This window comes from Klebsiella sp. GW_Kp182 (assembly GCF_040062275.1).
GTDB classification, from domain to species: Bacteria; Pseudomonadota; Gammaproteobacteria; order Enterobacterales; family Enterobacteriaceae; genus Klebsiella; species Klebsiella michiganensis.
In genome coordinates, this window is the sequence record NZ_JBEAFQ010000008.1 from 249,653 (window position 1) to 272,902 (window position 23,250).

Genomic DNA, 23,250 nt, shown 5'->3' on the forward strand with positions numbered 1-23,250 from the left:
GGGTTTAACCCTTAACGGTAAACAATACCGCCATCGATCAGAATCGACTGACCGGTAACATAATCGGAGTCCGGGCCTGCCAGATAAGAGACCAGGCTTGCCACATCGTCCGGCGTTTCGGCGCGGCCAAGGGCGATGCCTTCCACGTATTTTTTATAGGTTTCGCCCACCGGCGCACCGGTAATGTCGGCGAAGCGCTTATCGATCTCGGTCCACATTCCGGTTCCCACAATCCCCGGACAGTAGGCGTTAACCGTGATGCCGCGGCTGGCGTACTCTTTCGCCGCTGCCTGCGTCAGGGCGCGTACGGCAAATTTGGTGGCGGAATAGACGCCCAGCAGCGCGAAACCATCATGACCGGCGATAGAGCAGGCGTTGATGATTTTCCCTTTCTGCTGACGATCGATGAATTTTTTCGCCGCCCCCTGAATGCCCCACAGGGTACCCTGAACGTTGATGCGCATGATGCGGTCCACTTCTTCAGGCGTTACATCGGCCAGCGCCTGAACCTGGGCGATCCCGGCGTTGTTCACGATAATATCAAAGCCGCCCAGCTGTTTTTCCGCTTCATCGATGGCGGCGTACACCTGCGCGCGGTCGGCGATGTTAGCGACGAAGGTGGCCGCTTTGCGCCCCAGCGCTTCCACTTCGGCGGCGACGGCGGCAATCCCTTCCGGGTTCACGTCGACCAGCATCACCGACGCGCCGTCTTTAGCCAGACGCAACGCGATACCGCGACCAATGCCCTGACCGGCGCCGGTCACCAGCGCAACTTTATTTTCGATAGCCATGTCTGTACTCACCTTGTACTGATTAATAAACCAGGGAGGCCCGCGGCCGATGTCGTCGTAGCCGCTGCGGCGAATGGCACTACTCTATCGGGCGCAATAAGCGTGGCCTACCCCCCTGATGGGGGGGATAATGAGCGTACGGACTGGATTTAAGGAGTAATCGCGGTATGGCTTTTTTACCCTCGGCGGATGATTCACTGACAGCGTTTGTTCATCAGGAACCTTTACGTTTCACCGGGACGCTGCCGCTTATTTCCACGCGCTTTACGCCGCCCCGTACGCCGGAAAGCCTGCTGTCGCGGGAGCGCCTGCTGCAGCGCCTCGACGGCGCCGTCTCCCGCCGTTTAACCCTGCTGCGCGCGCCCGCCGGGTTTGGCAAAACCACCCTGCTGGCGCAGTGGTACCGGCACCGCCTTCGACAAGGGGACGCGCTGGCCTGGCTGAGCCTTGAAGAGGACGACAACGCGCCGCTGCTGTTTATGCGCTATCTACAGGAGGCGCTGCGGCCGCTGTGGCAGGGATGGAGCCCGTCGTTTCTGCATCTGTTACAAGGCGAGCTTCCGGCCGAGCTCCCCCTGTTCTTTGCTGAGCTCGTTAATCAGCTTAATCAGTGCCCGCACCCGCTGTACCTGATCCTCGACGACTATCAGTGCATCAGCGACCCGGCGATTCATCAGGGAATGAACTGGCTGCTGCACCATGCGCCGCCGGCGCTGCATCTGCTCATCGGTAGCCGTAGTCAGCCGCCTTTAGCCCTGAGCCGTCTGCATATGCAGGACCAGCTGCTGGAGGTCTATGACCCGGAGCTGCGCTTTACCCCCAGCGAAGCCCGCGCTTATTTCGCTGGCGCGTCGGGGCTGGATCCGCAGGCGATCCCCCGGCTTATCGCGCTCACACAAGGGTGGGTCGCGGGAATGAAAATGGCCGCGCTCTCCCCGGACGCGTCTACGGCGATGGACCTTGGCGCCGGCTCGCGGTCAATTTCCCGCTATCTGGATGAAGTGATTTTCGCGCCGCTGCCGCCCGAAGTATTCGACTTCCTGCTGCATACCTCCGTGCTTAATCGCCTGCATCCGGATCTGTGCGATGCCGTCTGCGGCCGCCATAACGGCGGCGAGATGCTGAGGTGGATAGCGCAGCACAATCTGTTTCTTTCCGCGCTGGACGACAGCGGCCGCTGGTTTCGCTATCACCCGCTGATGCGCGACGCGCTGCTGCATCGCCTGCGCCACGGCGGGGATATTGATATTCGCCAGCTGCACGATCGCGCCAGCGCCTGGTTCGCCTCGCAGCAGCTGTGGGCCGAGGCGATACGCCATGCGCTGGCCGCAGGAAAATCGGCGGCCAGGGATGCGGAAGCGGGCGCGCAGTCTCTGGCGGAGGAGGGGGATATCGATACCCTGGTGCAGTGGATACGCTACCTGCCAGCCAATCTCGACCCGTCGCGCATCGAGCTTCAGCTTAACCTGGCCTGGGCGTTAGCCCACCGCTTCCGGTTTAGCGACGCTCGCCAGCTGCTCGACGCCATTGAGACGCAATCGGCGGCGCATGGCGGGGCGCTGGCCCACAGCTCGTGGGTGAAGCTGCGGGTCGTTCGCGCGATCTGCGAAGCCTTTGCCGACAATATTGCCCGCAGTATCGCTATTGTCGAACCGCTGCTGCGCGAGGTGCCCTGCGGCGATATCTGGGTTGATGGCCTGGTGTGCAACATCCTCAGCTACTGCCATCTTGCGGACTCCCGGCCGCAGCAGGCGCTGGAGGTACAGCAGCGGGTATCCGGCGTCAGCGTTGCTAACCGCAACCTGTTCGTGACGGTCTACCGGGCCTTTGTTATGGCGCAGAGCTATTTGCGCCAGGGGAATCTCGCCGAAGCGGAACGCCAGGCCGCGGGAGCGCTGCGCTATGCGGAGCAGCATACCGGCGAGAACGCCAGCAGCGGCGCTACCCTGGCGCCCATTCTCGCCGAGATCGCCTGGGAGCAGGGGAAGGGCGAGCAGGCGCAAAGCCTGCTGGTTCCGCGTCTGGAGACCATCGACAACTTCTGTCCGCCCGACGGCCTTAGCCGCGGCTATATCATCCTGGCCCGTCAGGCCCGTGAAATGGGGAGACTGGCGGAAGCCGAATCACTATTACTGCACGCCGAAGGGCTGGCGGCCCAGCGCGGCTGGCTGCGGGCGCAGGCTCCGCTGCTGGCGGAGCGGATTGCCGTTGCCCTTCACGCGGGCGACAAACTGGCCGCCGACGCGCTGCTGCTTCGCCTGCAGACCCTTAACCAGACGGAGGCTGCCGGCGGATATATCGCGCTCAGCCAGAGCCATCTCCTTATCGCCGCCGGCGAACCGCAGGCCGCCGCCCGGCTGTTGGATACGCTGGCCGGCGTGCGGGAAACCAGCGGTGAGTGGCTGTTCGCCGTTCGTTTGCGGCTCAAGCAGGCGCTTGCCCTCTGGCGTGCCGGCGAGCGGGAGCAGGCGATGGCTGTCTGCCGGCCGGCGCTTGCGCGCGCGCTGCGTCAGGGGCTGTGGCGCAGCCTGCTGGAGGGGAGGGAAGAGATGGCTGCGCTGCTGGCGGAGATGCACAAGCGCGGCGCGGCGGATGATGCGCTGACCGCCGATATCGTCGCTTTGCTGTCCGGCTTCGCCGCCGCCGGTATCGTGATTGATACGGCGCGTCCGCAGCCGCCCGCGCTGCGGCTGACCGAACGGGAGCAGCAGACCCTGCGTTTGATTGCCAGCGGCCATTCCAACAAGGGCGTGGCGCGCGAGCTGGGCATTTCGGCGGAAACCGTCAAATGGCACCTTAAGCAGCTGTATGAAAAGCTGCAGGTGAAGGGGCGCATCCAGGCGGTAAACCAGGCGCGCGAATGGCGCCTGTTAAGCTAGCGCGATGGGGCGTTCTCGCTCAGCGCCGGGCCGCGATAATCGCCGCCCAGCGCTTTAATCAAGGTGATATCGGTACTGAGCCGCTGGGCCTGGATATCCAGCAGCAAAAGCTGCTGCGCGATGGCCGGGCGACGCGCCTCCTGCGCCGCATAGTAGCTGATCAGCCCGCGCAGATGGTGCGCGCTGGCGCTGCGGGTGGTCACCATCGCCGCCGTCACTTTCTGCTGCTGCAGGGCGGCCTGCTGGTTCAAATCGTTCAGCTGGCTGGAGCTAATCGCCACGTCGCGCACCGCGTCCAGCACCGCCTGGTTGTACTGCTTAATCAAAATATTGCTCGCCGTACGCGTCGATTTCAGGTTGGCGTTTAAGCGCCCGCCGTCAAACAGCGGTAAATAGAGCCCCGGCAGTATATTGATCTGCTGGAATGAGGACTTAAACAGATCGCCGACGCTCAGCGCGTTGTAGCCCCAGAAGGCCTTGATATCAAAGTGCGGGTAAAAGGCCGCTTTTGCCGCGTCCACCTGGCTCATGGAAGCGCTAACGTAGCCGCGCAGCGCCTGCAGGTCCGGGCGGCGGGCCAGTAGCTCAAACGAGAGCGAGTCCGGGAGCGTTTCCTGCAGCGTCGGCAGCGCCACGGGGTGAATCTCCGGCATGCTATGCGCATCGGCACCGATCAGCGCCCGCAGGGTTTCCCGATACTGCGTCAGCGTCCCCTGCGCCGTAATCACCTGCTGCTGCGCCGCCAGAAGCTCCGCCTGGGCATTGGCGACATCGACGCTATCCTCGACGCCGCGCGCGGTACGATGCTCGTGCGCCTGCACCGAGAGGCGGGCGATAGCCTCCAGCTGGTTGAGTAATTCGATTTTCTGAAAAGTTGCCTGCATCGCGAAATAGAGCTGAGCCACGCTGCTGGCGAGATCCAGCTCGATACCGGCGGTCTCCGCCTGGCGGGCGTTCTTTTCGCCAATCGCGGCGGCGACGCGGGCGCGGTCGGCGCCCCATAAATCGATATTCAGCGTCGCTCCGACGCCGACCGTATTCAGCGTGTACCAGGGGCCGTTTTTATCCACCGGCAGGGAGAAGGAGTAGGGCCAGGTAAACTGTTTATTGGTTACCCGCAGGCGGTTTTGCGCCGCCACGGCGGTGGCCTGAACGCCCATTGCCGACTGCGCCAGCTCAACCGTGGACTGCGATTGCGAAATACGCAGCCGCGCCGCCTGCATAGTGGGTGAATTCTGCAACGCGCGGTTGACCAGCATATTGAGCTGCGGATCCTGATAGCCTTCCCACCAGCGCGCCGTCGGCCAGCCGCTATTCGCCAGATGGATCACCTGCGCCAGCTCGGCCTGCTGCGGCTTGACCATCGGCACCTGGCCGGGATCGTCCTGAATTAACGCGCACCCGCTTAACAGCGTCAGGGCGAAGGCAAGCGCCAGGGAGCGCCAGACGCGCGGAAGAGGAGTGGTTTTCGTCATGATCGGGTTGCCTGTCGCGGAATAACGGAAGACGCAAGCGGCCACGTGGGCAGCGCGGCTAGCGCATTGACCAGCGGCGCGCCGAACGGATTCGCCGGATCCGGCTGCGGCGCCTGAACGCGCTCAACGGTATTTTGCTGCGCATCGATATCGCTGGCGTAGGCTTCAAGCCGCCGGGCGCAGCGCGCTAAAAAGGTATCTTCCGGCGCGGCGTAGAGGCGATAGCCTTCGCTGAGACGCAGGATCTCCTCTGCCTGACGAAAGGTTGCCCGCGCCGGCCAGCTTTTGGCTTCCGACCACGGGTGCGCATAGGTTCCCAGCGGCTCGGCGGCCACCCGGTTGATTAAGGTTTCGCTCTCGGTCAGCGCGGCAAACAGCGGTACTAGTTGAACCTCATCGTCGCGGGCGGCGAGGGTCTGCGCCAGCTGGCGATACAGCTGGGCCAGACGCGCTTTCAGCTGCGGCGCTTCGCTATCGGGCCATAAATAGAGATGAACAATGGAGGAAACCAGCACGCCGAGCAGGATGCCGATAACCCGGTCGCGCAGCTCGGTAAGGTTGCTGAGCGGGCCAAACCAGCTCAGGAACGCCAGCGCGAAGGTAAAGCCTATCTGAATGCCGGCGTAGGCGATGCGCTCCGACCCCGCCGCAATCCACGCCGCCAGCGCGAAGACCGGCAGGGTCATCGCCAGCAGGCCGCTCAGCGAATCGGTCCAGGGCTGCACAAAGACGATCAGAAGCAGCGCAATCAGCGTGGCCAGCAGCGCGCCGCCGATGCGTAGCCACGTTTTCTGCATGGTGGCGCCCAGGCCCGGCTGGGCGACGATCACGCAGCTCAGCATGATGGTGTGGATGCCCTGCCAGTCGGCGGCGGTGTAAAAAACGTAGCACAGCAGCGTCGCCAGCAGCGTTTTCAGGGCAAAGTGCAGATAGGCCGGATTGGACCACGCGTCCGGCAAAAGCAGCGGCGCTTTTTCCACTTCGCCCTGCGGCAGCGGGATGGTTTCGCCGCGCGCCAGCCGCGCCAGAACCTCGGCGATTTCCTGCAAAATGGCGCTGTTGGCGCCGTCGCGCGGGACAATCAGCGGCTGGACCGCCGCCGCCGCGGGCAGATTATCCGCCAGCGCGTTAAGCTGGCTGGCTATCCGCCGACGCGCATCGGGATGGTCGTCGCCCGGCTGGAGGAGCGCCGTCAAATGAGAGCAGCTCAGCGCGGCGGCCATCAGCGACTGCCAGGCCTGCGGGCTGGCGGCAATGTCCGGCGTGGCGCGCGCGGCCTGCTGATACAGGGACCGCAGTTGGTTAAACTGCCCGGCAATCTCGGTAACGGTGGGCGGCGGCGTGCCATCGTCCGCTTGGCTCAGGCGCTGCGCCGTCTGGCGGAGCATCACCACCAGCCGGGCTTTAAACTGATAGCCGGGAAAGGCCTGCTGGAAACAGGCGTTGACCAGCAGGGTCACCAGAATCGCGGTGTTGATCGCCACCCATAGCCACAGCAGCAGGCGCACCAGAATTTCGCTCTGGCTGGTCATCGACGGGAAGGTCTGGGCGTAGATGACCGCCAGCGCCACCACGAAAAACGCCAGCCCGAGCTTGCCGAGCACCCGCATCAGGTAAATGGCGCAGAAGAACAGGATCACCGAGGCGACCAGGCGGATCAGTGGATAGTCATAGGTCCACTTGATAATCAGCAGCACGCCGCCCAGCGCGACGCTGACGGTCACCACGAAAACCACGCTCACCAGTTTGATCATCAGGACGTTCGGCTGGCTGACGTAAAACACCACGATCAGCGCGACGGCGAGGAAGGGAATATGCAGCGTCATAAACAGCACAATCAGCACCGCGCAGCTGAGCGTCAGGCGCAGGGTGTAGTTCGCCCGCCCCGGCGCATCGCGGAGTTCCCGGGTCAGAAAGGGCCACAAGCTCTGCATGCCGTCTCCTTATTGCGGCTGCAGAACGGCGCTGGCGGAGGCGCCCATACGAAACAGGTTCGGGTCGGGGTCTTTAACGGCGATTTTGACCGGGAAGCGCTGGGAAACGTGGACCCAGTTGATACTCTTCTGGATAACCGGCAGGCCTTCAATCACGCTGCCGCCGTCGGGCAGAACGCCGGTGCCGACCGAGTCGACCACGCCCTTGAAGGCGCGACTGTGGTTGGTCATCACGGTGATTCTGGCCGGAACGCCGGGCCGCACGTTTTTTAAATCGGTTTCGCGGAAGTTCGCCACCACGTACCAGTGGTCGTCATCCAGCAGGGTAAAGACCGGCTTCAGGGCCGAGGCGTACTGGCCGATCGTCGTTTTCAGCGCCACCACCACGCCGTTAAACGGCGCGCGGACTTCGGTAAATTCGAGGTGCAGCTCGGCCAGCGCAATTTGCGCGAGGATACCCGCCCGCTGCGCCACCATGGCATCGACGCCGGTCACGGCGGCGGAAGCCTGTTTCGCCTGCAGCAGGGTGGCTTCCAGCTCGGCGCGCGCCGCTTTTTCTGCCGTTCGCGCCTGATCAAGATCCTCCTGGGAGGCAAACCCTTGCGGTACCAGCGGCTCAAGGCGAATGCGTGAAGAGGTGGTCTGCTTAACCAGCGCTTTAGCGCGTTCAACGGCGGCGTTGACTGACTGCGCGTTGTACTCCTGCGCTTTGATTGTGCGCTGGGTCAGCATAATCTGCGCATCAAGCGTGGTCAGCCGCGCTTTGGCATCATCAAGCATCGCCTGGTAGGGGCGCGGGTCGATGCGGAACAGCAGGTCGCCTTTTTTTACCCGCTGATTGTCGCGAATCGGCATCTCGACGATCCGCCCGCTCACTTCCGGCACCACGTCGATGGTGTCGGCATACACATAGGCATCGTTGGTTTCCGGCGAGGTTTGCAGCTGCCAGATAACCACAATCAGCGCCACGATAGCGGCGAGAACGAGCGCCAGCAGGGGCCATTTTTTGCGGATAACGCTTGAGCGGGATGAGGTCATAGGTATCTAGTTTACGAAGAGCAGGAACCACAGAATCGTGGCGAACAGGAACATCAGCGCCAGATAGCTGAAGACCAGCGGAGAAAATCGCGACTGCCATCCTTTACGCACAATCAGGATATGGCAGGGAATAAGTAACAGCGCGGCGCCTGTTAAGCAGAAAAACCAGCCCGGGAATGCGGCGCCTAATACCGGAATTGCCGGGGATAATGAGCAGCCGGAGAGCGTAAATAGCAAGAATAAGAGCGTAGGGCGCGGCAGCTTTACAATGCGATTCAAGACTGAATACCTGAGTGCTCGGGTTAAGGTGAAATGAGTGTAATCTCCCTACCGGGGAAATAAAAGATAGATATAACCGAAGCGTCTGTATTTCATCGGTAAACAGAACATTTTCTTTGGATAACGAGTGCATAGAAAATCATTCATTCTGCATTAATGGCGTGAGGCCGCTGGAATATAAATTTCGCCCGTCGCCGATAGTCAGCGGTTGTTGGCAGGGCTATGCTTAGAGCCAAAGCTAAAAAAAAAGTCAGAACTGAGGCAATGTCATGGATAAAGAACTACTGGAAGCGGGCTATCGCGTCTATACCGGCGAGAAAATCGATGTCTACTTTAACACCGATATCTGTCAGCACTCGGGTAACTGCGTGCGCGGTAGCGCGAAGCTTTTCAACCTGAAACGCAAACCGTGGATCGTCCCGGATGAAGTGGACGTGGCCACGGTGGTTAAGGTTATTGATACTTGCCCGAGCGGCGCACTAAAGTATCGCCAAAAATAAGCGAGGAAATGATGGAAATACTGGAAGGTCATAACAAGTTTTACGTCAATGACGCCGACGGGAAGCAGGTGGCGGAAATTGTTTTTGTACCCACGGGCGAGCACCTCAGCATTATTGAACACACCGACGTCGACCCCAGCCTGAAAGGCCAGGGGGTGGGGAAAAAGCTGGTGGCGAAAGTGGTGGAAAAAATGCGCGGCGAGCAGCGCAAAATTATTCCGCTGTGCCCGTTTGCCAAACATGAATTTGATAATACCCGTGAGTACGACGATATTCGCGCCTGAAATAAATGCGCCAGCATGCTGGCGCAACTATTTTAGCCTGGCGCGGTCGGCGACGTATTCTGGCGATTGTTCATCCGTCGATAAGGCTCAGATCGCGGCCGGATAAAAGCTGGTGGATAAGGTCACTGACGTTTTCCCGCTCCACCGGCGGCGAGATGAGATAACCCTGAAAACGATCGATTCCCAGCGCTTTCAGTCGGTTGAATTTATCCAGGCTGTCCACGCCTTCGGCAACACAGCGGCTACCGGTTAGCTGGCAGTAGTAAAGCAGGCTTTTGATCAGGGCCTGGGCGTGAGGATCGCGCTGCATATCGTTGACGATGCTCATATCCAGCTTATAAGCGCTGAACCTGACCGATCTCGCCGGAAACATGACGCTGCTTTGTGAAAAGCAGTCATCGAGCATAATGGCAAAGCCCTGCTTGCGTAGCCGGGAAATATTGTCGGCAATTTTACTCTGCAGGTTGAGGTCCAGGGTTTCAGCAAATTCCAGTACCAGCCTCGAGGACTGATGGGGCTCGCGCAGCTGCTGGCGCGCGGTCTCCAGCATGCGGATCAGGTTGTCATTGCTGGCGATAGCGGCGGGAATATTGACTGAGAAATAAAACTCACCTGGATGTAAATTGATATTCTCCACGGCCTCGCGAAGCACAAAGGCTGTCAACACCAGCCAGGCGTACGCGGAACGTATCTGCGGTAAAAACTCGCCGGGAAGCAGAACCTGACCTTTTTGCCGCCAGCGACAGAGGATCTCTAACCCTTTTAACCGCATCCGATCGTCAGTGATGGGCTGGAAGACCGGGAAAATTTGCCGACAGTGAATCGCGTGGACAAATTCGCGCTCAAAGGCGGAGAGCGCGGCATCCGGCTGGATCTTCTGCCCTTTGGTCTGGCTGCCGGGGAAACGGGTTGCCAGCTGAGGATAATGTTCCACCATTTTTTTCAGTCCTGCGGTTCGCTGGTTATAAAGCGTTTTGTGACTAATGCCGCGGCGCTTTGCCTGGGCGTTGACGCTGTATCCGCTGAGTAGACCGAGAATGGCATTGAGCTCCGGCCGGGTGAGCCCACCGGGGCTCTTTCCGCCGAGGCGTATCTCTTCGTCAGCCAGCTGCTTAAGCGAAGGATATCTTTGCTGAATGTAGTCCTGGAGCACTGCGGTCAGGCTGGGGACGGGCAGGTCCGAGGCGGCGGATCGCACTTCAGAAAGTAAATGGCGATCGATGACCTGATGCAGCAACGTATGCCACAGCCAGCTGGCCGGGCTGCGGCTAAGGATCAGCATCGGCAGCGGCGTTGCCGAATGTTTGAGAAACGCAGCGGCCTGCTGTAGGGTGGCGAGCAGCCTGGCCGGGGTTTCCGGCAGAAAAACGATGATGCGGCGAATGTTCGCGTCGCCGGGAAGCCTCGTCGCATCCGACGGCAGCACAACGGGCTGCATGCTGTTGGCCATCATCACTTTGGCTAATCCATCGGCGACCAGCGAGCAGGGCGAAAGAATATAGTCCATTCCCGTTCTATCACGCGCCGCAGGCGCGTTACTGGTAAACAAAGGTCACCCCAATAATTGATTGCACGTTGCCCGCGGTGACCTGGCCGCTGGTGCGCGCATAGGTTGCGGTGAGTCCCAGGTTGACCGCGGAGGTGCCCACGGTTCCCATTGAGACGGTACTGTTTGAACGCAGGATGGTGCCATTGCGCAGTAGCTGAACGCCAATGCCCTGAGCCGGTGAGGCGGAAGAGGTATTGGTGAAAACGCTGTTGGCGCTATCCGCCGTGGTGCCGGAGAGGTAAAAACCTATCTTTTGATTTTGCCCGCAGCGTACCGTGAGCGGAACAGCGGTCGAACCCGGGTACTCAGGCAGCGTTACCGTGACGTTGCGAGCGGAAACATCGCAGCCGCCAGTCGGGATAATCACGCTATTGTTGGAATAGATATTCCAGGTAAATTTTGAGGTACGAACGTTACCGCCGCCGTTGATATCGGAACCCACCTGATACATCACCAGCGTGGCGATATGCGAGCCGGCGCTTATCGCCAGCCCGGAGGCGGTGGATATTGGCGTCAGGTAGAGCTGGGTATTCCAGCTCGTGTAGTTACCGGAAGTAAAGTTGTGGCTGGCAGTTGGGGAATTTAGCGGGAAACTGTAGCTAACCCCGTAGTATTTTAAAGACCCCGTGAAGTTGGTAAGCAGGCCGCTATAGGCCGATCCCTGTAGCATGCTTACCATGTCGTTGCGCCTGTCCGGTGCGTCATTTTTACAATAAATCGAGCTGGATAAGTCGACGACCAGGTTCTGCCCGGCTCCGAGGCTTGGTTGCAGGTTAACGTAGACGTTGGATACTTTCCCGCCTGAATCGCTATTTAATATGGTACCGGTGGAGTCGTAGCAGGTATAAGCCCTGACGCTGGTGGAAAAGCCCGCTAACACAAGCGCCAGCCACAGCGCCTTGACCAGCGCCATACGACATCTACGGGGAGCGGTAATCCGCTGATTCATAACGTTCTCCTGCCTTATAGCCAGGTGTAGGTGACGTTAATCACCGCCTGGATTGTTCCTTGCGTTGGTCCGCCGTTAACCGTCAGCGCCCTGACGCGCAATGGAAAGCGGGTGGATTGCGTGGCATCGTTGACGGCCACCGTTTTGCTTGTGCCGTTGTTAAACCGGGCGCCGCTGGTATCCTGCAACTCCAGCTGGAGGTTGCCCGCCGTTCCCTGGTTTTTGTAATAGCCGGTGGCATCCGCCGTGCCGCTGAAGCTGGCGGTGACCCGTGAGGTACCAACCGGACAGTTGCTGAGCTCGAGCGTGACGTCATGCCAGCCTGATGCCGAGCCGGGTGAAAGCATGTTAAAGGTGTATAAATCACCGAGGTCGACGGTGGCTTTTGGGGTGGCGATGGTGCAGGGTTTGGCCACCACTTTGCCGTTAACGGTAATGGTCACATCGGCGGCTTGGGGGGCGCTGGCGAAGGTCATGATTACCGCCAGCAGCCAGGGTGCATGAGTCCATTTCATTTCAGCCTCCGGTTACTGAAATTCAAGCGTGAAGATTGCGGTGGCATTAACGTGTCCTGCCGTAATCGGGACGCGCGCGGCCATCAGCCGGGCGTAAAAGTTCAGGGTGTTGGTCTGCCCGGGTTTCAGCGTGGTCCACGCGATATTTGACGAGGTGGCGTTGAGTTCCAGGGGAGCCCGGCTGCCGTTAAGGATCTGCACGCCGATGCCGGACGCTGCCGATACGCCACTGTCCAGCTTAAGCAGGCTGGTGTTGTCGCTGTCCGCTATGCCGGTAAAGCCGACTTTAACCGCGGTGACGGAGCCGCCGCAGGGCGATAGCACGATGCGAAACGGCACCAGCGGCGTGGCCGTGCCGACGGCATTAAACTGTTTGGCGGCGTTATTCATCAGGTCGACGGTAAAATCTTTTGACTCACCCGCCACGGCGCAGGTGTTATCCCTTACGTATCCGCTAATCGTAATAGTGCTATCGGCGGCAGGGGTGCTGAAGGAGACCAGAGAGAGTATGGCGCCCAGCAGATACAGGTTTTTTCTCATCATCATGGTTTCCTTAGCGGCACGCTGCCGACAGCTGGCTTAACGCCTGGTTCTGGCTTTCCGGCGGCAGGCTGTAGCTGGCCTCACAGCTGGCGTTCGGACCTTCGCCCCATTTCGCGCGCACCTTGCCCGCCAGCGGCATTCCGCTCAGATAGACCTGGCCGTTATCGGCGACGATGCTGCTGGTCTGGCTATCGACAGCGGCGGCTATGGCGCCAAAAGGAACCGGTTTACCGTTGTGGGTCAGCGTCATCAGCAGCTTCATGCCGACGCTGGCCTTAAATTCGGCGCGCGCAATCGCCCCGTGGGTGGGCACAATACTGACCACCGCATCATCAAGGTCGACGTTGTTGGCCAGCGTATTGGTGTCCAGCGCCACTCGGTTTTCCCGGTATTCGGTGGCGTAGGGCAGAACGGCGTAGCCGCGCCAGTCGGTCCGTACCCCGGTCTGGTTTTCTACCTTCACGCCATCCGCGCCGGGGGCTTTGATCAGCACCACCGTGTCGTTCATCGGCTGGCTCAGCGTGATGCCGTCGGCGTGGGCCAGCACGCCGCCGCTCAGGCCGTAGTACAGCTGTTTGATACCGTCGCTGCGGCTGTAGCCGACGTTAGCGTTGCCGTAACCGCCGCGGTAGTTCAGCGCCGCGTAGCCGGTACCGCCGCTGTTGCCCTCACCGCCGCCGGCGTAGCCGGTCTGTACGCTGTAGCTCAGGTTATTGTCCTCCAGCAGCGTGCCGTACAGCCCCGCCAGGCTGGTGGTCCTGCCGTTCAGATCGTTGGACATGCTGTAGCTGACGTTACCGTTTCTCCAGGCGGAAGTGCTGTCGGAGCGCATCCAGTGGCTGAACGGGATACTGATGTTGAGAGCCAGCATCTGGTCACGACCCTGCTGCCAGGCGTTTTTGGTCAGGCTGTAGCTCAGGGTCCAGTTGATATCGTCGACGGCGGCGTTAAGCCCGGCCTGGAGCTGCTGGTCGGCGCTGTTGGTTCCCCAGTAGGTCTGGTGGCTGCCGCTCAGGTAGAGCGTGGCGGTGCGTCCCAGCTGCTGGGTAACGCTGAGCTGCACTTTGCCGCGCTTGTTGTACGCGAGGTTGTAGTAATCGGTGAACTTCGGCTTCATCTGCACCACCCCGTCCTGGGTCTCGATGTTGTAACCGTTCATCCGGCTGTAGGTGGTGTCGGCGAAGCTGAAATAACCGCGCGTCGAGTAGCGGTAGCCCACCAGCTGGATGTTGGTGCCGGTATCCGTCAGCGACTTGTTATAGAGGAAACGTACCGACTGGCCCTGACGATCGCTGTCATCGGGCAGGGTGGCGTTGGCCTGGGTGATATCCAGCGACAGCGCCCCCAGCTCCCCCATATTTTTGCCGACGCCGAGGTTAAAGGCGCGGTAACGGTCCGCCAGCTGGGTGCCGCCGTACAGCGTCCAGCCCTCAGGAAGACCGCGCATTACGGTGCTCTGGAAGAACTTCGGTTTGTCCTGCCGATCGCTACCGCTGCGGTACTCTCCGGCGGTGACGGCATAGCGGGTATGGCCCTCGCGCTGGAGCACCGGAACGGACGAGTAAGGGACGGTGAAGACCTGGCTGCTGCCGTCGGCCTCTTTGATGGTCACCTGCAGATCGCCGCCATTGCCGGCGGAGTAGAGATCGTTGATGGTGAACGGGCCGGGCGGCACCGTGCTCTGGTAGATCTCATAGCCGTTCTGTTTGACCGATACCTGAGCGGTGCCGCGGGCAATGCCGTGGATCACCGGGGCAAACCCCTTCTGGCTGTCCGGCAGCATGTTGTCATCGGAGGCAAGCTGCGCGCCGCGGAAGTTAATGCCGTCGAAGACGTCGCCGTTGGTATAGCTGTCGCCGAGGGTCAGGCGCGAGCGCAGCAGCGTAATATCACGTTCAAGCCAGGTATTGATGTGCTGCCACTTGTTTTCATTGGTCGACGAACTGCCGCTGCTGCTGTAGCTCCAGGTGGTGTTGTCGCGCAGGCGCCAGGCGCCGAGGTTGAGCCCGCTCTGCAGATTCAGGTACGCGTAGTTGCTGCTGCCGCCGATGTCGTTATGGACGTTGTTGCCGGTGAAGTTGTAGTTCAGCAGCCCGGCGTTAATCCCGTGGTCCCAGAGCTCGGGCGGAATATAGCCGCGGGCGCGGTTGCCCATAAACGCCTGGGGTACGGTCAGGTACAGCCGCTGCAGGCCGACATCGAAGCGGGTGGTGGCGTCCTTGATGGTTTCGGTTAACGGTACGCAGGCATCGGATGCCAGAGCACCGATCCCTTCAATGGATGTCGTGTTGACGCCCATCCCGGCCAGCTGCCCGCGCGTCAGACAGGGGACCAGCGAGCGATCGCTTTCGCTACTATTAAAAGTGACATCGCGGGTAGTCATAAACCCGTCATTGAGGTAAATATCGACGCGATAGGTTCCCGGAGGGACCTCCTGGCCGTTGGCAAATCCTGATAAGTCCGCCACGGCGGCAGGGTCATCCGCTAAAAAACGCGGATTAAAATAGAGCTCCGCCTGTAAAGAAAAGATCGGTGCGGCAAGTAACAGAGCCAGCGTGATTTGAGCGAAAGCGCGCGCATTCCCCGTCCCGTGGCTGCTTTTACGCCCGGAGCCCAGATCGTCGAGTCCATATTTCAGATGTGACATAGTCCCTCCGGTCCAAAGTCGCCCGGCTGTCAGTTCTTATTTTTATTTCCGGGAGAACGCGGTCTCCCGTCAGTTATTGCGTAGCGCCCTGCATCCGAGGGGTCAGCGCGCCGTAGTCGTTAATCGTCCGGTATGTAATCTCGCGACCGGCATCGGCGGGCAATTTAACGCTGGCTTCACCCATCGGCGGAACCAGCGCATTTTCCAGCACCCGGGTACCGGCGTTGAGTTCGGTGACCGTCAGGTAGTAGGGGGTGGGGTTGATCAGCGTAAGCGTCCCTGTGCCGCGGCGAAATTTCAGCTTTTCCGCAGCCTGATCCGGCGGCAGCGCCAGTTTTGCCGGACGGTAATAGAGCTTGATGCGGCTGATGATCGCCAGCTGCAGGGTGTTGTCGCTGAGCTTTGATTTATCCATCGACGGGATCGCTTTGACGTTCATCCAGAACAGCGTTTCCCGATCCTGCGGCAGCTGGCCGTTGGTGGCATCAATGATGCGCAGGGTATTCTCTTTTTTTCCCTGCATGGCGAACAGCGGCGGGGTGATGACAAAGCGGCCGTCCTTCGCGCCGTCGGCATTCTCCACCCATGACTGAATCAAATAAGTGCTCTTTTCGTCGTTGTTGGTGACCGCCAGCTGAACCTGCTTTTGCCCGGCAGGATAGATGACGCGGGTCGCCCCCAGCGCCACGCCGGCCTCGGCGTGAGCGGTAAGTCCCATGGCGGCTATCATCAGCGCCCCCGCCAGTAAACCGCGCGTTATTGCCAGTGTTGTTCTCACGTTTACCCCTTTTATCGTCACCGTCGTTTCCTGTTTTCGGTTCGTCTGCTGATTCATTACTGATAGGTCAGGGAGAACCAGGCCTGAGCGTTGGCCGCGCCTCCGGTGACCTGGTGCCCCGTTGCCCGGTATTTCGCGACAAAATGCAATGTGGTTGGCCCGGTATACAATTTTGTCCAGACGGCGGGAGGGCCGTTCAATGGGATCGGATGGTCGTCTTTATCAAACAGAGCGACACCCACGCCGGTTGCTATCCCCGGCCCTTCGCCCACCGAGAGCACGTCCGGGTTTTTACCATCGGCGACGCCGTGAAAGGCCACGCCAACGCGCTGGCTGACGGCGGTACTGCACTCCTGCAGGTGGATATCGAAGGGAACTGGATTCGTATCTTCTCCGGCTGAATGAAGCCGATTACTGCTGATCTGTCCCATATTGACCGTCATCTGCTGGTCGCCCGCTTCAACGCGGCAGGACTCGGCAATGATGATGCCCTGAAAGCGCATATTTCCGCCGGGCAGCGTGACGTTCCACTGGTTACCGGCCAGCGCCAGCGGTGGGAGCAAAAATATCCACAGACCTGACTTCATCCTTTGCATCGTTATCACCCGAATTCCGTTATGGATAACGGGCCTTCCTGGCCCGGCGCGCTTCCCTGCCTGATGAAAAAATTACTGGTACTGCACTTTAAAGGTGGCGTCAGCGTTAGCGGTACCGGCAGTGGCTGCAGCGGTCGCATAGTAACGCGCCTGGAATGGGATGACGTTGGTGCCATCGTTCAGGGTAGAAGCTGCGCTGAAGGTCGCGCCATCCAGCACCAGCGGCGTACCGGTACGGTCCAGAATCTGCACGCCGACGTTATTCGCGCTGCCTGCTGCGGAGCTTTGCAGCGCCAGTACGGTGGTGTTGGTGCTGTCAATTGCGGTGCCGGTGAAGGCGACGGCGGCCTTGGTGGCAACGGTGGTGTCACAATCGTTCAACTGGATATTGAAGCCGACAGCCGTGCTGGTGCTGCCTGGAGTAGCGAGTTTTGCCGAACGAACCTGGCCCATTGGAACGGTCTGATCGATTGAACCCGCGTCAATGGCGCAGGCTGCGTTGACGACTTCCCCTTTAAAATGCACCGTGCCGCCATTTACCGTGGTGTCGGCCAGCGCCGCCGCGGAGCTAAGAGACAGGGCTGACAGAACAACGATTGCCAGTGATTTGATTTTCATGTTGTTTTCCTTTGAACAATATCGGGATTACGAACCGATCTGGCCGTCATCATGACCTCCAGGTATTTCATGTTTCAGCCGAAATTTTCGGCTGCGGTTCTGCATGTTTTTCACCCAAAAAATGAGACATTTGGGGCCATTTTGACTCATTGGTGTAATTGACTGAAATTATGATTTCTTTATAAATAATTTGGTTTTTTAATCTGATTTATTGTTGTTTTTCGAGATAATAAATTGAAGTAGTTAAGGCTTAATAAGCCATGGATGGCTATCGTCAACGCGGGGCCACAAAAGATGGGTAGCGGAAAGAAGGATGTTTCTGGAAAAAATTAAAAATAAAAAATATTATTAATCAATGTGATATTGGTTTTTACACTCTGCTTGATGCATTCGATGGTTGCAAAAGGTAACTGAATATTTTTATGATGCACACAGTTTGGCCCCAATTGACCTGTTCGGTAAGTTATTTTCCCTTATTTATCAAATTCTTATTTTCAATTCTCTGATTTTGTAAATTCCACTCCATCAGGTTGTTGCGTTCCCAGAGCCCGGCGAATCGCGCGGCGTTGCTGGCCGTATAGCGTACGGTATGGCGAATGTTTCGATGGCCGAGGTAGTCCTGGATAAGGCGGGTGTCGGCCCCTCTCTCCGCCAGCTCGTAACCGCAGGCATGGCGCAGCATATGCGGGTGAGTATGGGTAGCCGTGCCAGCGTCTACGCCAGCGGTTCGGATGATTCGGTAGGCCTGTTGACGCGAAAGCGGAGTACCGCGTCGCGATATAAACAGCGCATCGGTTTTTTGCGCGCCTTTCCAGGCGGCGCGTACCTGACTCCAGCGCCTGATGGCGTCACATTCATCAACCATCAGCGGATGTACGGTGGAGAATCCATTCTTCAGCCGTCGAATATTGATGCGGCCTTCGACAAGATCGAGGTCGCGATAGTGCAGATCGAGTAATTCGCTAATGCGCATACCATGACGAAAAGCGAGCAGGATTAGACAGTAATCCCGCTCTCCCGTTTGCCCGTGACGGGCTGCCAGCATCATCGCCTGAACTTCTTTACCGGTGAGAAAACGACGTCGGTTCACAATAAATAACTCCTGATATGATCTTGATAATTAACACGACCCTGCTGACCGCAGGGGGCGCTCACAAATAATTCGCAAGGTTAATCGCGTATTATATGAAGGGGATTAAGCATAGTTGAATAATGACATTGTAGCGGCTGTGGGGCAGAATATTGCCAGATGATAAATCTTATTCTTATAGATTTTATTGATGGCGGCAACCTCTGCGCCGCGGTTCTTTTTCAGGTGTATAAAATTAAAAGGAAAAAAGCATGGTTGCGGCTATTTTAAACGGAAGGGAGTTGGTGCATTTATATGCTGGGTCATGCCCGAGGGGTAATAAGATAAATCATCGTAGCGCTGTGAACTTGCCGGAACAATAATCATAAACACCGTATGGTTAATTTTTATTAATGTTTACCGCTGCCTGACGGTTATTTTGACGCCCTCCATGGCATCGAGCATTACGGCAGAACAGGGCTCCGCTGTCTGTCTCTGCTTTCGTCCCAGATACCATAGAAACGGCCAGCGTTACTGGCGGTATACCATACGGTATGGCGAATGTTGCGGTGGCCCAGGTAGTCCTGGATAAGGCGGGTATCAATGCCCATGTTGGCCAGGGCGAAGCCGCATGAATGACGGAGCATATGCGGATGAATTTCGAGCGACAGCCCGGCATTATCGCCAGAGGCGGAAATAATCTGATAAAACTGCTGGCGAGACAAAGGATTACCTTTTCGTGAGAGAAATAACCATTCGCTGTCGGACTGCGGGTATGAGGCGCGGACATGCAGCCAGTTTTTTAATGCGCGGATTTCTTTATTCAGCAAAGGATGCGTTGTCGAAAATCCATTTTTAAGACGGTGAATATAGATGCATTTAGAACTAAGGTCGATATCGGAAATTTGCAGGCGGCATATTTCACTGGCGCGTAATCCGTGAATAAAACATAATAATGTCAGGCAATAATTACGCGTGGCATGTGCGCCACTGTTGGCCGCTTTGAGTAATGACTCTATTTCGTTGTGAGTCAGGAAGTTCCTTTTTTTTAAAATAGCATTGCTTTTCATTGAGTTCCCTTTATTATGCAGCCGGCTAGCGCATTTTTTGGCCGTTATCAGGTAATGATTAAGCTCGTCTGCATGTGCATTATTTATTGCTGCGGCGGGCAATATTTAAGCGTTGTGGCTTCTTTTGGATAGGTAGTTTTTATATTTATATTTATATTTTTGTTTGGCGTTACTCTTTGGGATAGGGCCCATATCCTGCTCATTGTTTTCTCCTTAAGTGGGTATACAGCAGTATATAACTTCTAATATTGTTAACCATACTGCAAAAACCATCTTATGAATAGGGGAAACAGGAAGCGCAACAATTGTGGCGAGCGTTAAGAATTGTTTTATTTCATATGAGATAAACCTTAACTGCCGCTAAGAGGGGGGTATATCGGAGGGTTGCGTAGCCAAAAAATCTGGCTGATAAGGAAGCGAGGGTCGCGCGTTGGCTAATTTAGAGGGAGGTAATGACTAATGCAAAATAACCGTACAGCAATGCGTTTTTGCCGCAATAATGCCATGGCGCGAACAAGACACCCGCTCGCGCCTAATATGGCAGGCTACCTCAGCTGCTCCAGAAACAGCAGGGCGGCTATGGCGACCATTATCACCCCGGAAGCGATGCTGACCTTTTGCGCGATTTGGGGCCGGGTCGCTAACAGCGCTTTGGCGCCGTAGCCGACAAGTAAATAGACCAGCGTGCAGGTTACCAGATGAATACCGCCTAGCGCCGACATCTGCTGGGCTAGCGACCAGCTTCCCTGTGGGTCGGTAAACTGCGGCAGCAGGGCCAAAAACAGAAGAAAGACTTTTGGATTCAGGCCGCTAATGCATAGCCCCTTAATCGCCCAGCGATTCCAGCTATCCGCGCTGTATTGCTGTGTGCCTGGCGTTGGCGGATGGCGCAAAATAGCGATCCCCAGCCACATCAGATAGCCCGCGCCCAGCAGGGTAATCGTCGATAGCGCCAGCGGGTGGCCGGCGATTAACACGCCGATTCCGGCGACGACGATCAGCGTGGCCAGCAGGTGACCGGACATCAGTCCGGCGACGGCGGGTATCACGCGCCGACCGTTGATCCCTGCGCTGATGGTGTAGGCCCAGTCAGCGCCCGGCGTGATGATCAGCAGAAAAGAGACCAGCCAAAAGCTGGCGATAAAGCTCATTTCCATGGACAGCGCACCTCTGCGTGGTAACGGCAGTTTCTCATCATTTTCCCTCGTAAAGCGGCGATTATTTGAAGGAAAGAATATCGAGTTTATTGCGCAATGAGCTTTCAATGTTATGCTCTTAAGCGGTCTTCTGAGGGAAAATCTTCCAAATGGATAGCATTGATAGAAAAATTCTTGCTGAACTCCAGTCCGATGGACGACTGTCGATAACCGAGCTAGCCGAGCGGGTGAATCTCAGCCTTTCTCCCTGTCATCGACGGCTGCGGACGCTGGAGCAGGAAGGCGTCATTACCGGCTATCGGGCCAATCTGGATCCGGCCAAAATGGGCTTTAACTTTTTGGCGATCGTCTTCGCGACGCTAAAAGAGGGCGATAAGAGAGCGGTGAGCGCGTTTGAGGAGGCGGTGGAAGAGATACCGCAAATCGTACTGGCGCAGCGCCTGTTTGGCGATCCGGACTACCTGATGCACGTGGTGACGCGCGATCTCCCGGCGTTCCAGAAGCTGTATGATGACAAACTCTCCGCGATGCCCGGCGTGCAGCACCTGCGGTCGACGCTGGTGATGAAAACGGTTGTGCAGGATCGCCCGTTTCCGCTCGGTAAGGGGTGATTATGCCACTCTGCGCTTTGCTCCCGGGGGCGGCGCAAAGCGCCTGCCCGGGCTATTGGTTAACAGCCGTCTGCGATCCGGTAGCCCGGACAGATGCGCAGCATCGCCTCCGGGAAATAACGGTGGTGCTTCGTCAACCGCCATCCGGCAACAAGGTAAGCGCCTTATTCAAAGCGGGTGGGTATTACTCTTTTTCCAGCAGGCGCATAAAAATCGTCAGCGCTTCATCAAGCTGATGGCGCTGCGCCGCAGAGAGTCCACTTAGCAGCTGCCGCTCATTCTCCACGTGACTTTCCACCGCCCTGTCGATTAACTCTCTCCCCTCTGGTGTCAGCGCGACCAGCATGCTGCGCGCATCGTCCGGGTTTGGCAGACGGCGAATAAACCCCCGTTTTTCCAGCGCTTTCAGACGATGGGTCATGGTGCCGGAGGTGATCATTAACGTTGAAAATAGCTGGGTGGGCGACAGCACGAACGGTTCGCCCGCCCGCCGCAACGTCGCCAGCATATCAAACTCCCAGCGCACTAAATCATGGCGAAGAAAAGCCGCTTCAATGCGCGGTTCCAGCAGCAGCGCGCAGCGTTTCAGGCGGCCAAACGGCCCCATCGGACTGCAATCGAGATCGGGGCGTTCCCGTTTCCACTGTTCAAGAATGCGATCCACGGCGTCGGTCTGCGGTGATTTGTCCATTAATGCTCACTTGTCTTGATATCAAGATAAATATCGATACATAATTAGGCCACAATTTACCTTGATGTGAAGATAAAATCATGGCCTTTGTTTCGCGCAATTTGATGGTTGATCTGTTTTTAACCGCGCTGGCCCCCGCCATCTGGGGCAGCACCTATATTGTGACCTCGCAGTTTCTGCCGCCGGATCGGCCGTTTATCGCCGCGCTGCTGCGGGTGCTGCCGGCCGGGATCGCTCTGCTGATCTGGAGTCGCCGTTTCCCGCTGCGCGCCGAGTGGTGGAAGCTGATCGTTACCGGGATCCTGAATATCGGCGCGTTTCAGGCGCTGCTGTTTATTGCCGCCTATCGGCTGCCGGGCGGCCTGGCGGCGGTGATAGGGGCTATCCAGCCGCTGCTGGTGATGCTGTTGGCCTGGTGCGTCGATCGTCAGCGATCGCCCTGGCTGGCGGTGCTCTCGGCATTGATGGGGATCGCGGGAATGGCGATGCTGCTGCTGTCGCCGCAAACCACGCTCGAACCGCTGGGGATCGCCGCGGCGTTTCTGGGAGCGATGAGCATGGCGCTGGGAACCTGGCTGTCGCGTCGCTGGGCGATCGCTTTGCCGGTTATCGCGCTGACCGGCTGGCAGCTGCTGATTGGCGGTATCGTACTGGCACCGATTGCGTTACTGGTCGATCCGCCGCTGCATCAGGTGACGCTGACTCAGGCGGCGGGCTATCTGTGGCTGTGCGTTGCCGGGGCGATGCTGGCATACGGCCTGTGGTTTCGCGGTATCAGCCGCCTTTCCCCGGTGGCGGTGTCGGCGATGAGCCTGCTGAGTCCGGTGACGGCGGTGCTATTAGGCTGGGTTTTCCTCGGGCAAAAGATCGAGGGACTGGCGCTGGTGGGGCTGGTGATTGTGCTGTTCAGCGTGCTGTCGATTCAGCGTGCATTATCGAATAAGAGAGCCGTAGCGGGCCGATAACATCCCGGAGGCGATGCTGCGCATCTGTCCGGGCTACCGGATCGCAGACGGGGGGAACCCGTAGCCCGGGCAAGGCGCGTTAAGCGCCGCCCCCGGGAGCAGCGCGAAGAGTGGCTGAATTTCCCGGAGGCGATGCTGCGCATCTGTCCGGGCTACCGGCCCGCAGACGGCGGTGAACCCGTAGCCCGGGCAAGGCGCGTTAAGCGCCGCCCCCGGGAGCAGCGCGCAGAGTGGCTGAATTTCCCGGAGGCGATGCTTGCGCATCTGTCCGGGCTACCGGCCCGCAGACGGCGGTGAACCCGTAGCCCGGGC

General features: G+C 58.4%; 22 protein-coding genes. 5 read left to right on the plus strand and 17 right to left on the minus strand.

The annotated features are described in order from the left end of the window. Nucleotides 1-11 precede the first annotated feature (11 nt). Entirely contained in the window at nucleotides 12-791 is a 780-nt protein-coding gene (locus tag ABLU88_RS11140) for an acetoin reductase (protein ID WP_348836516.1), read from the minus strand. A gap of 167 nt (nucleotides 792-958) precedes the next feature. Here ABLU88_RS11140 and ABLU88_RS11145 point away from each other — a divergent pair, with 167 nt between their 5' ends. After that, the gene (locus tag ABLU88_RS11145; RefSeq protein WP_348836517.1) at nucleotides 959-3,670 is read left to right on the plus strand and encodes a LuxR C-terminal-related transcriptional regulator; all 2,712 of its coding nucleotides are present in this window, start codon (nucleotides 959-961) and stop codon (nucleotides 3,668-3,670) included. Here ABLU88_RS11145 and ABLU88_RS11150 read toward each other — a convergent pair. From ABLU88_RS11150 to ABLU88_RS11165, 4 genes are read right to left on the minus strand one after another with little or no spacing between them, the layout of a single operon-like run. Next, nucleotides 3,667-5,145, minus strand: coding sequence for an MdtP family multidrug efflux transporter outer membrane subunit (locus ABLU88_RS11150; RefSeq protein ID WP_348836518.1), 1,479 nt, complete (start codon nucleotides 5,143-5,145; stop codon nucleotides 3,667-3,669). The genes ABLU88_RS11145 and ABLU88_RS11150 overlap by 4 nt on opposite strands. Next, nucleotides 5,142-7,079 carry an FUSC family protein gene (locus tag ABLU88_RS11155; RefSeq protein ID WP_348836519.1) on the minus strand — a complete coding sequence of 646 codons (1,938 nt, stop codon included), beginning with the start codon at nucleotides 7,077-7,079 and terminating at the stop codon, nucleotides 5,142-5,144. Before ABLU88_RS11155 ends, ABLU88_RS11150 begins: the two co-directional genes overlap by 4 nt. Nucleotides 7,080-7,088: 9 nt before the next feature. Next, nucleotides 7,089-8,117 carry a multidrug transporter subunit MdtN gene (mdtN, locus tag ABLU88_RS11160; RefSeq protein WP_348836520.1) on the minus strand — a complete coding sequence of 343 codons (1,029 nt, stop codon included), beginning with the start codon at nucleotides 8,115-8,117 and terminating at the stop codon, nucleotides 7,089-7,091. Between the two features lie 6 nt (nucleotides 8,118-8,123). Continuing rightward, the gene (locus tag ABLU88_RS11165; RefSeq protein ID WP_014226707.1) at nucleotides 8,124-8,396 is read right to left on the minus strand and encodes a YtcA family lipoprotein; all 273 of its coding nucleotides are present in this window, start codon (nucleotides 8,394-8,396) and stop codon (nucleotides 8,124-8,126) included. Between the two features lie 269 nt (nucleotides 8,397-8,665). On the opposite strand from ABLU88_RS11165, the gene yjdI reads away from it, so the two are divergent. Together yjdI and ABLU88_RS11175 are read left to right on the plus strand one after the other, a co-directional pair. Further along, entirely contained in the window at nucleotides 8,666-8,896 is a 231-nt protein-coding gene (gene yjdI, locus ABLU88_RS11170) for a 4Fe-4S mono-cluster protein YjdI (RefSeq protein ID WP_348836522.1), read from the plus strand. 11 nt (nucleotides 8,897-8,907) lie between these two features. Then, nucleotides 8,908-9,180: a GNAT family N-acetyltransferase gene (locus ABLU88_RS11175; RefSeq protein WP_014226706.1), complete on the plus strand. Its 273-nt coding sequence runs from the start codon at nucleotides 8,908-8,910 to the stop codon at nucleotides 9,178-9,180. Nucleotides 9,181-9,250: 70 nt separating this feature from the next. Here the strand turns inward: ABLU88_RS11175 and ABLU88_RS11180 are convergent, their stop codons facing one another. The 11 genes from ABLU88_RS11180 to ABLU88_RS11230 form a co-directional block, all read right to left on the minus strand. Continuing rightward, nucleotides 9,251-10,687, minus strand: a complete 1,437-nt coding sequence (locus tag ABLU88_RS11180) for an EAL domain-containing protein (RefSeq protein WP_348836523.1) — start codon at nucleotides 10,685-10,687, stop codon at nucleotides 9,251-9,253. A 28-nt stretch (nucleotides 10,688-10,715) separates the two neighbouring features. Continuing rightward, entirely contained in the window at nucleotides 10,716-11,678 is a 963-nt protein-coding gene (locus tag ABLU88_RS11185; RefSeq protein ID WP_348836525.1) for a fimbrial protein, read from the minus strand. A 14-nt stretch (nucleotides 11,679-11,692) separates the two neighbouring features. Beyond that, nucleotides 11,693-12,193, minus strand: a complete 501-nt coding sequence (locus ABLU88_RS11190; RefSeq protein WP_004124772.1) for a fimbrial protein FimG — start codon at nucleotides 12,191-12,193, stop codon at nucleotides 11,693-11,695. Between the two features lie 12 nt (nucleotides 12,194-12,205). After that, nucleotides 12,206-12,736, minus strand: coding sequence for a fimbrial protein (locus tag ABLU88_RS11195; RefSeq protein ID WP_348836543.1), 531 nt, complete (start codon nucleotides 12,734-12,736; stop codon nucleotides 12,206-12,208). Between the two features lie 10 nt (nucleotides 12,737-12,746). Then, the gene (locus tag ABLU88_RS11200) at nucleotides 12,747-15,383 is read right to left on the minus strand and encodes a fimbrial biogenesis usher protein (RefSeq protein ID WP_348836526.1); all 2,637 of its coding nucleotides are present in this window, start codon (nucleotides 15,381-15,383) and stop codon (nucleotides 12,747-12,749) included. Nucleotides 15,384-15,456: 73 nt separating this feature from the next. Next, a complete protein-coding gene (locus ABLU88_RS11205) occupies nucleotides 15,457-16,182 on the minus strand; it encodes a fimbria/pilus periplasmic chaperone (protein WP_348836528.1) in 726 nt (241 codons plus the stop codon). A gap of 35 nt (nucleotides 16,183-16,217) precedes the next feature. Then, nucleotides 16,218-16,757, minus strand: coding sequence for a fimbrial protein (locus ABLU88_RS11210; RefSeq protein WP_348836529.1), 540 nt, complete (start codon nucleotides 16,755-16,757; stop codon nucleotides 16,218-16,220). Between the two features lie 72 nt (nucleotides 16,758-16,829). Then, complete coding sequence (gene fimA / locus ABLU88_RS11215; RefSeq protein WP_004124748.1) at nucleotides 16,830-17,375, minus strand: type 1 fimbrial major subunit FimA; 546 nt, start codon at nucleotides 17,373-17,375, stop codon at nucleotides 16,830-16,832. Nucleotides 17,376-17,838: 463 nt separating this feature from the next. Further along, a complete protein-coding gene (locus ABLU88_RS11220) occupies nucleotides 17,839-18,465 on the minus strand; it encodes a tyrosine-type DNA invertase (RefSeq protein ID WP_348836530.1) in 627 nt (208 codons plus the stop codon). Nucleotides 18,466-18,908: 443 nt separating this feature from the next. Next, entirely contained in the window at nucleotides 18,909-19,514 is a 606-nt protein-coding gene (locus ABLU88_RS11225; RefSeq protein WP_004124742.1) for a tyrosine-type DNA invertase, read from the minus strand. Nucleotides 19,515-20,059: 545 nt separating this feature from the next. Continuing rightward, the gene (locus ABLU88_RS11230; RefSeq protein WP_348836531.1) at nucleotides 20,060-20,671 is read right to left on the minus strand and encodes a LysE family translocator; all 612 of its coding nucleotides are present in this window, start codon (nucleotides 20,669-20,671) and stop codon (nucleotides 20,060-20,062) included. Between the two features lie 149 nt (nucleotides 20,672-20,820). On the opposite strand from ABLU88_RS11230, the gene ABLU88_RS11235 reads away from it, so the two are divergent. Further along, a complete protein-coding gene (locus ABLU88_RS11235) occupies nucleotides 20,821-21,282 on the plus strand; it encodes an Lrp/AsnC family transcriptional regulator (protein ID WP_348836533.1) in 462 nt (153 codons plus the stop codon). 184 nt (nucleotides 21,283-21,466) lie between these two features. Here the strand turns inward: ABLU88_RS11235 and ABLU88_RS11240 are convergent, their stop codons facing one another. Beyond that, nucleotides 21,467-21,973 carry a MarR family transcriptional regulator gene (locus ABLU88_RS11240; RefSeq protein WP_348836534.1) on the minus strand — a complete coding sequence of 169 codons (507 nt, stop codon included), beginning with the start codon at nucleotides 21,971-21,973 and terminating at the stop codon, nucleotides 21,467-21,469. 80 nt (nucleotides 21,974-22,053) lie between these two features. On the opposite strand from ABLU88_RS11240, the gene ABLU88_RS11245 reads away from it, so the two are divergent. Then, complete coding sequence (locus tag ABLU88_RS11245) at nucleotides 22,054-22,938, plus strand: EamA family transporter (protein ID WP_064374738.1); 885 nt, start codon at nucleotides 22,054-22,056, stop codon at nucleotides 22,936-22,938. The last annotated feature ends 312 nt before the right edge of the window (nucleotides 22,939-23,250 follow it).

What these genes read in the sequence shown, in the direction of transcription:
- ABLU88_RS11230 (WP_348836531.1), bottom strand. Translation starts at nt 20,671, where the DNA reads ATGGAAATGAGCTTTATCGCCAGCTTTTGGCTGGTCTCTTTTCTGCTG.
- ABLU88_RS11240 (WP_348836534.1), bottom strand. Translation starts at nt 21,973, where the DNA reads ATGGACAAATCACCGCAGACCGACGCCGTGGATCGCATTCTTGAACAG.
- ABLU88_RS11245 (WP_064374738.1), top strand. Translation starts at nt 22,054, where the DNA reads ATGGCCTTTGTTTCGCGCAATTTGATGGTTGATCTGTTTTTAACCGCG.
- ABLU88_RS11150 (WP_348836518.1), bottom strand. Translation starts at nt 5,145, where the DNA reads ATGACGAAAACCACTCCTCTTCCGCGCGTCTGGCGCTCCCTGGCGCTT.
- ABLU88_RS11155 (WP_348836519.1), bottom strand. Translation starts at nt 7,079, where the DNA reads ATGCAGAGCTTGTGGCCCTTTCTGACCCGGGAACTCCGCGATGCGCCG.
- ABLU88_RS11210 (WP_348836529.1), bottom strand. Translation starts at nt 16,757, where the DNA reads ATGCAAAGGATGAAGTCAGGTCTGTGGATATTTTTGCTCCCACCGCTG.
- ABLU88_RS11225 (WP_004124742.1), bottom strand. Translation starts at nt 19,514, where the DNA reads ATGAAAAGCAATGCTATTTTAAAAAAAAGGAACTTCCTGACTCACAAC.
- ABLU88_RS11145 (WP_348836517.1), top strand. Translation starts at nt 959, where the DNA reads ATGGCTTTTTTACCCTCGGCGGATGATTCACTGACAGCGTTTGTTCAT.
- ABLU88_RS11190 (WP_004124772.1), bottom strand. Translation starts at nt 12,193, where the DNA reads ATGAAATGGACTCATGCACCCTGGCTGCTGGCGGTAATCATGACCTTC.
- ABLU88_RS11180 (WP_348836523.1), bottom strand. Translation starts at nt 10,687, where the DNA reads ATGGACTATATTCTTTCGCCCTGCTCGCTGGTCGCCGATGGATTAGCC.
- yjdI (WP_348836522.1), top strand. Translation starts at nt 8,666, where the DNA reads ATGGATAAAGAACTACTGGAAGCGGGCTATCGCGTCTATACCGGCGAG.
- mdtN (WP_348836520.1), bottom strand. Translation starts at nt 8,117, where the DNA reads ATGACCTCATCCCGCTCAAGCGTTATCCGCAAAAAATGGCCCCTGCTG.
- ABLU88_RS11195 (WP_348836543.1), bottom strand. Translation starts at nt 12,736, where the DNA reads ATGATGAGAAAAAACCTGTATCTGCTGGGCGCCATACTCTCTCTGGTC.
- ABLU88_RS11175 (WP_014226706.1), top strand. Translation starts at nt 8,908, where the DNA reads ATGGAAATACTGGAAGGTCATAACAAGTTTTACGTCAATGACGCCGAC.
- ABLU88_RS11235 (WP_348836533.1), top strand. Translation starts at nt 20,821, where the DNA reads ATGGATAGCATTGATAGAAAAATTCTTGCTGAACTCCAGTCCGATGGA.
- fimA (WP_004124748.1), bottom strand. Translation starts at nt 17,375, where the DNA reads ATGAAAATCAAATCACTGGCAATCGTTGTTCTGTCAGCCCTGTCTCTT.
- ABLU88_RS11200 (WP_348836526.1), bottom strand. Translation starts at nt 15,383, where the DNA reads ATGTCACATCTGAAATATGGACTCGACGATCTGGGCTCCGGGCGTAAA.
- ABLU88_RS11140 (WP_348836516.1), bottom strand. Translation starts at nt 791, where the DNA reads ATGGCTATCGAAAATAAAGTTGCGCTGGTGACCGGCGCCGGTCAGGGC.
- ABLU88_RS11185 (WP_348836525.1), bottom strand. Translation starts at nt 11,678, where the DNA reads ATGAATCAGCGGATTACCGCTCCCCGTAGATGTCGTATGGCGCTGGTC.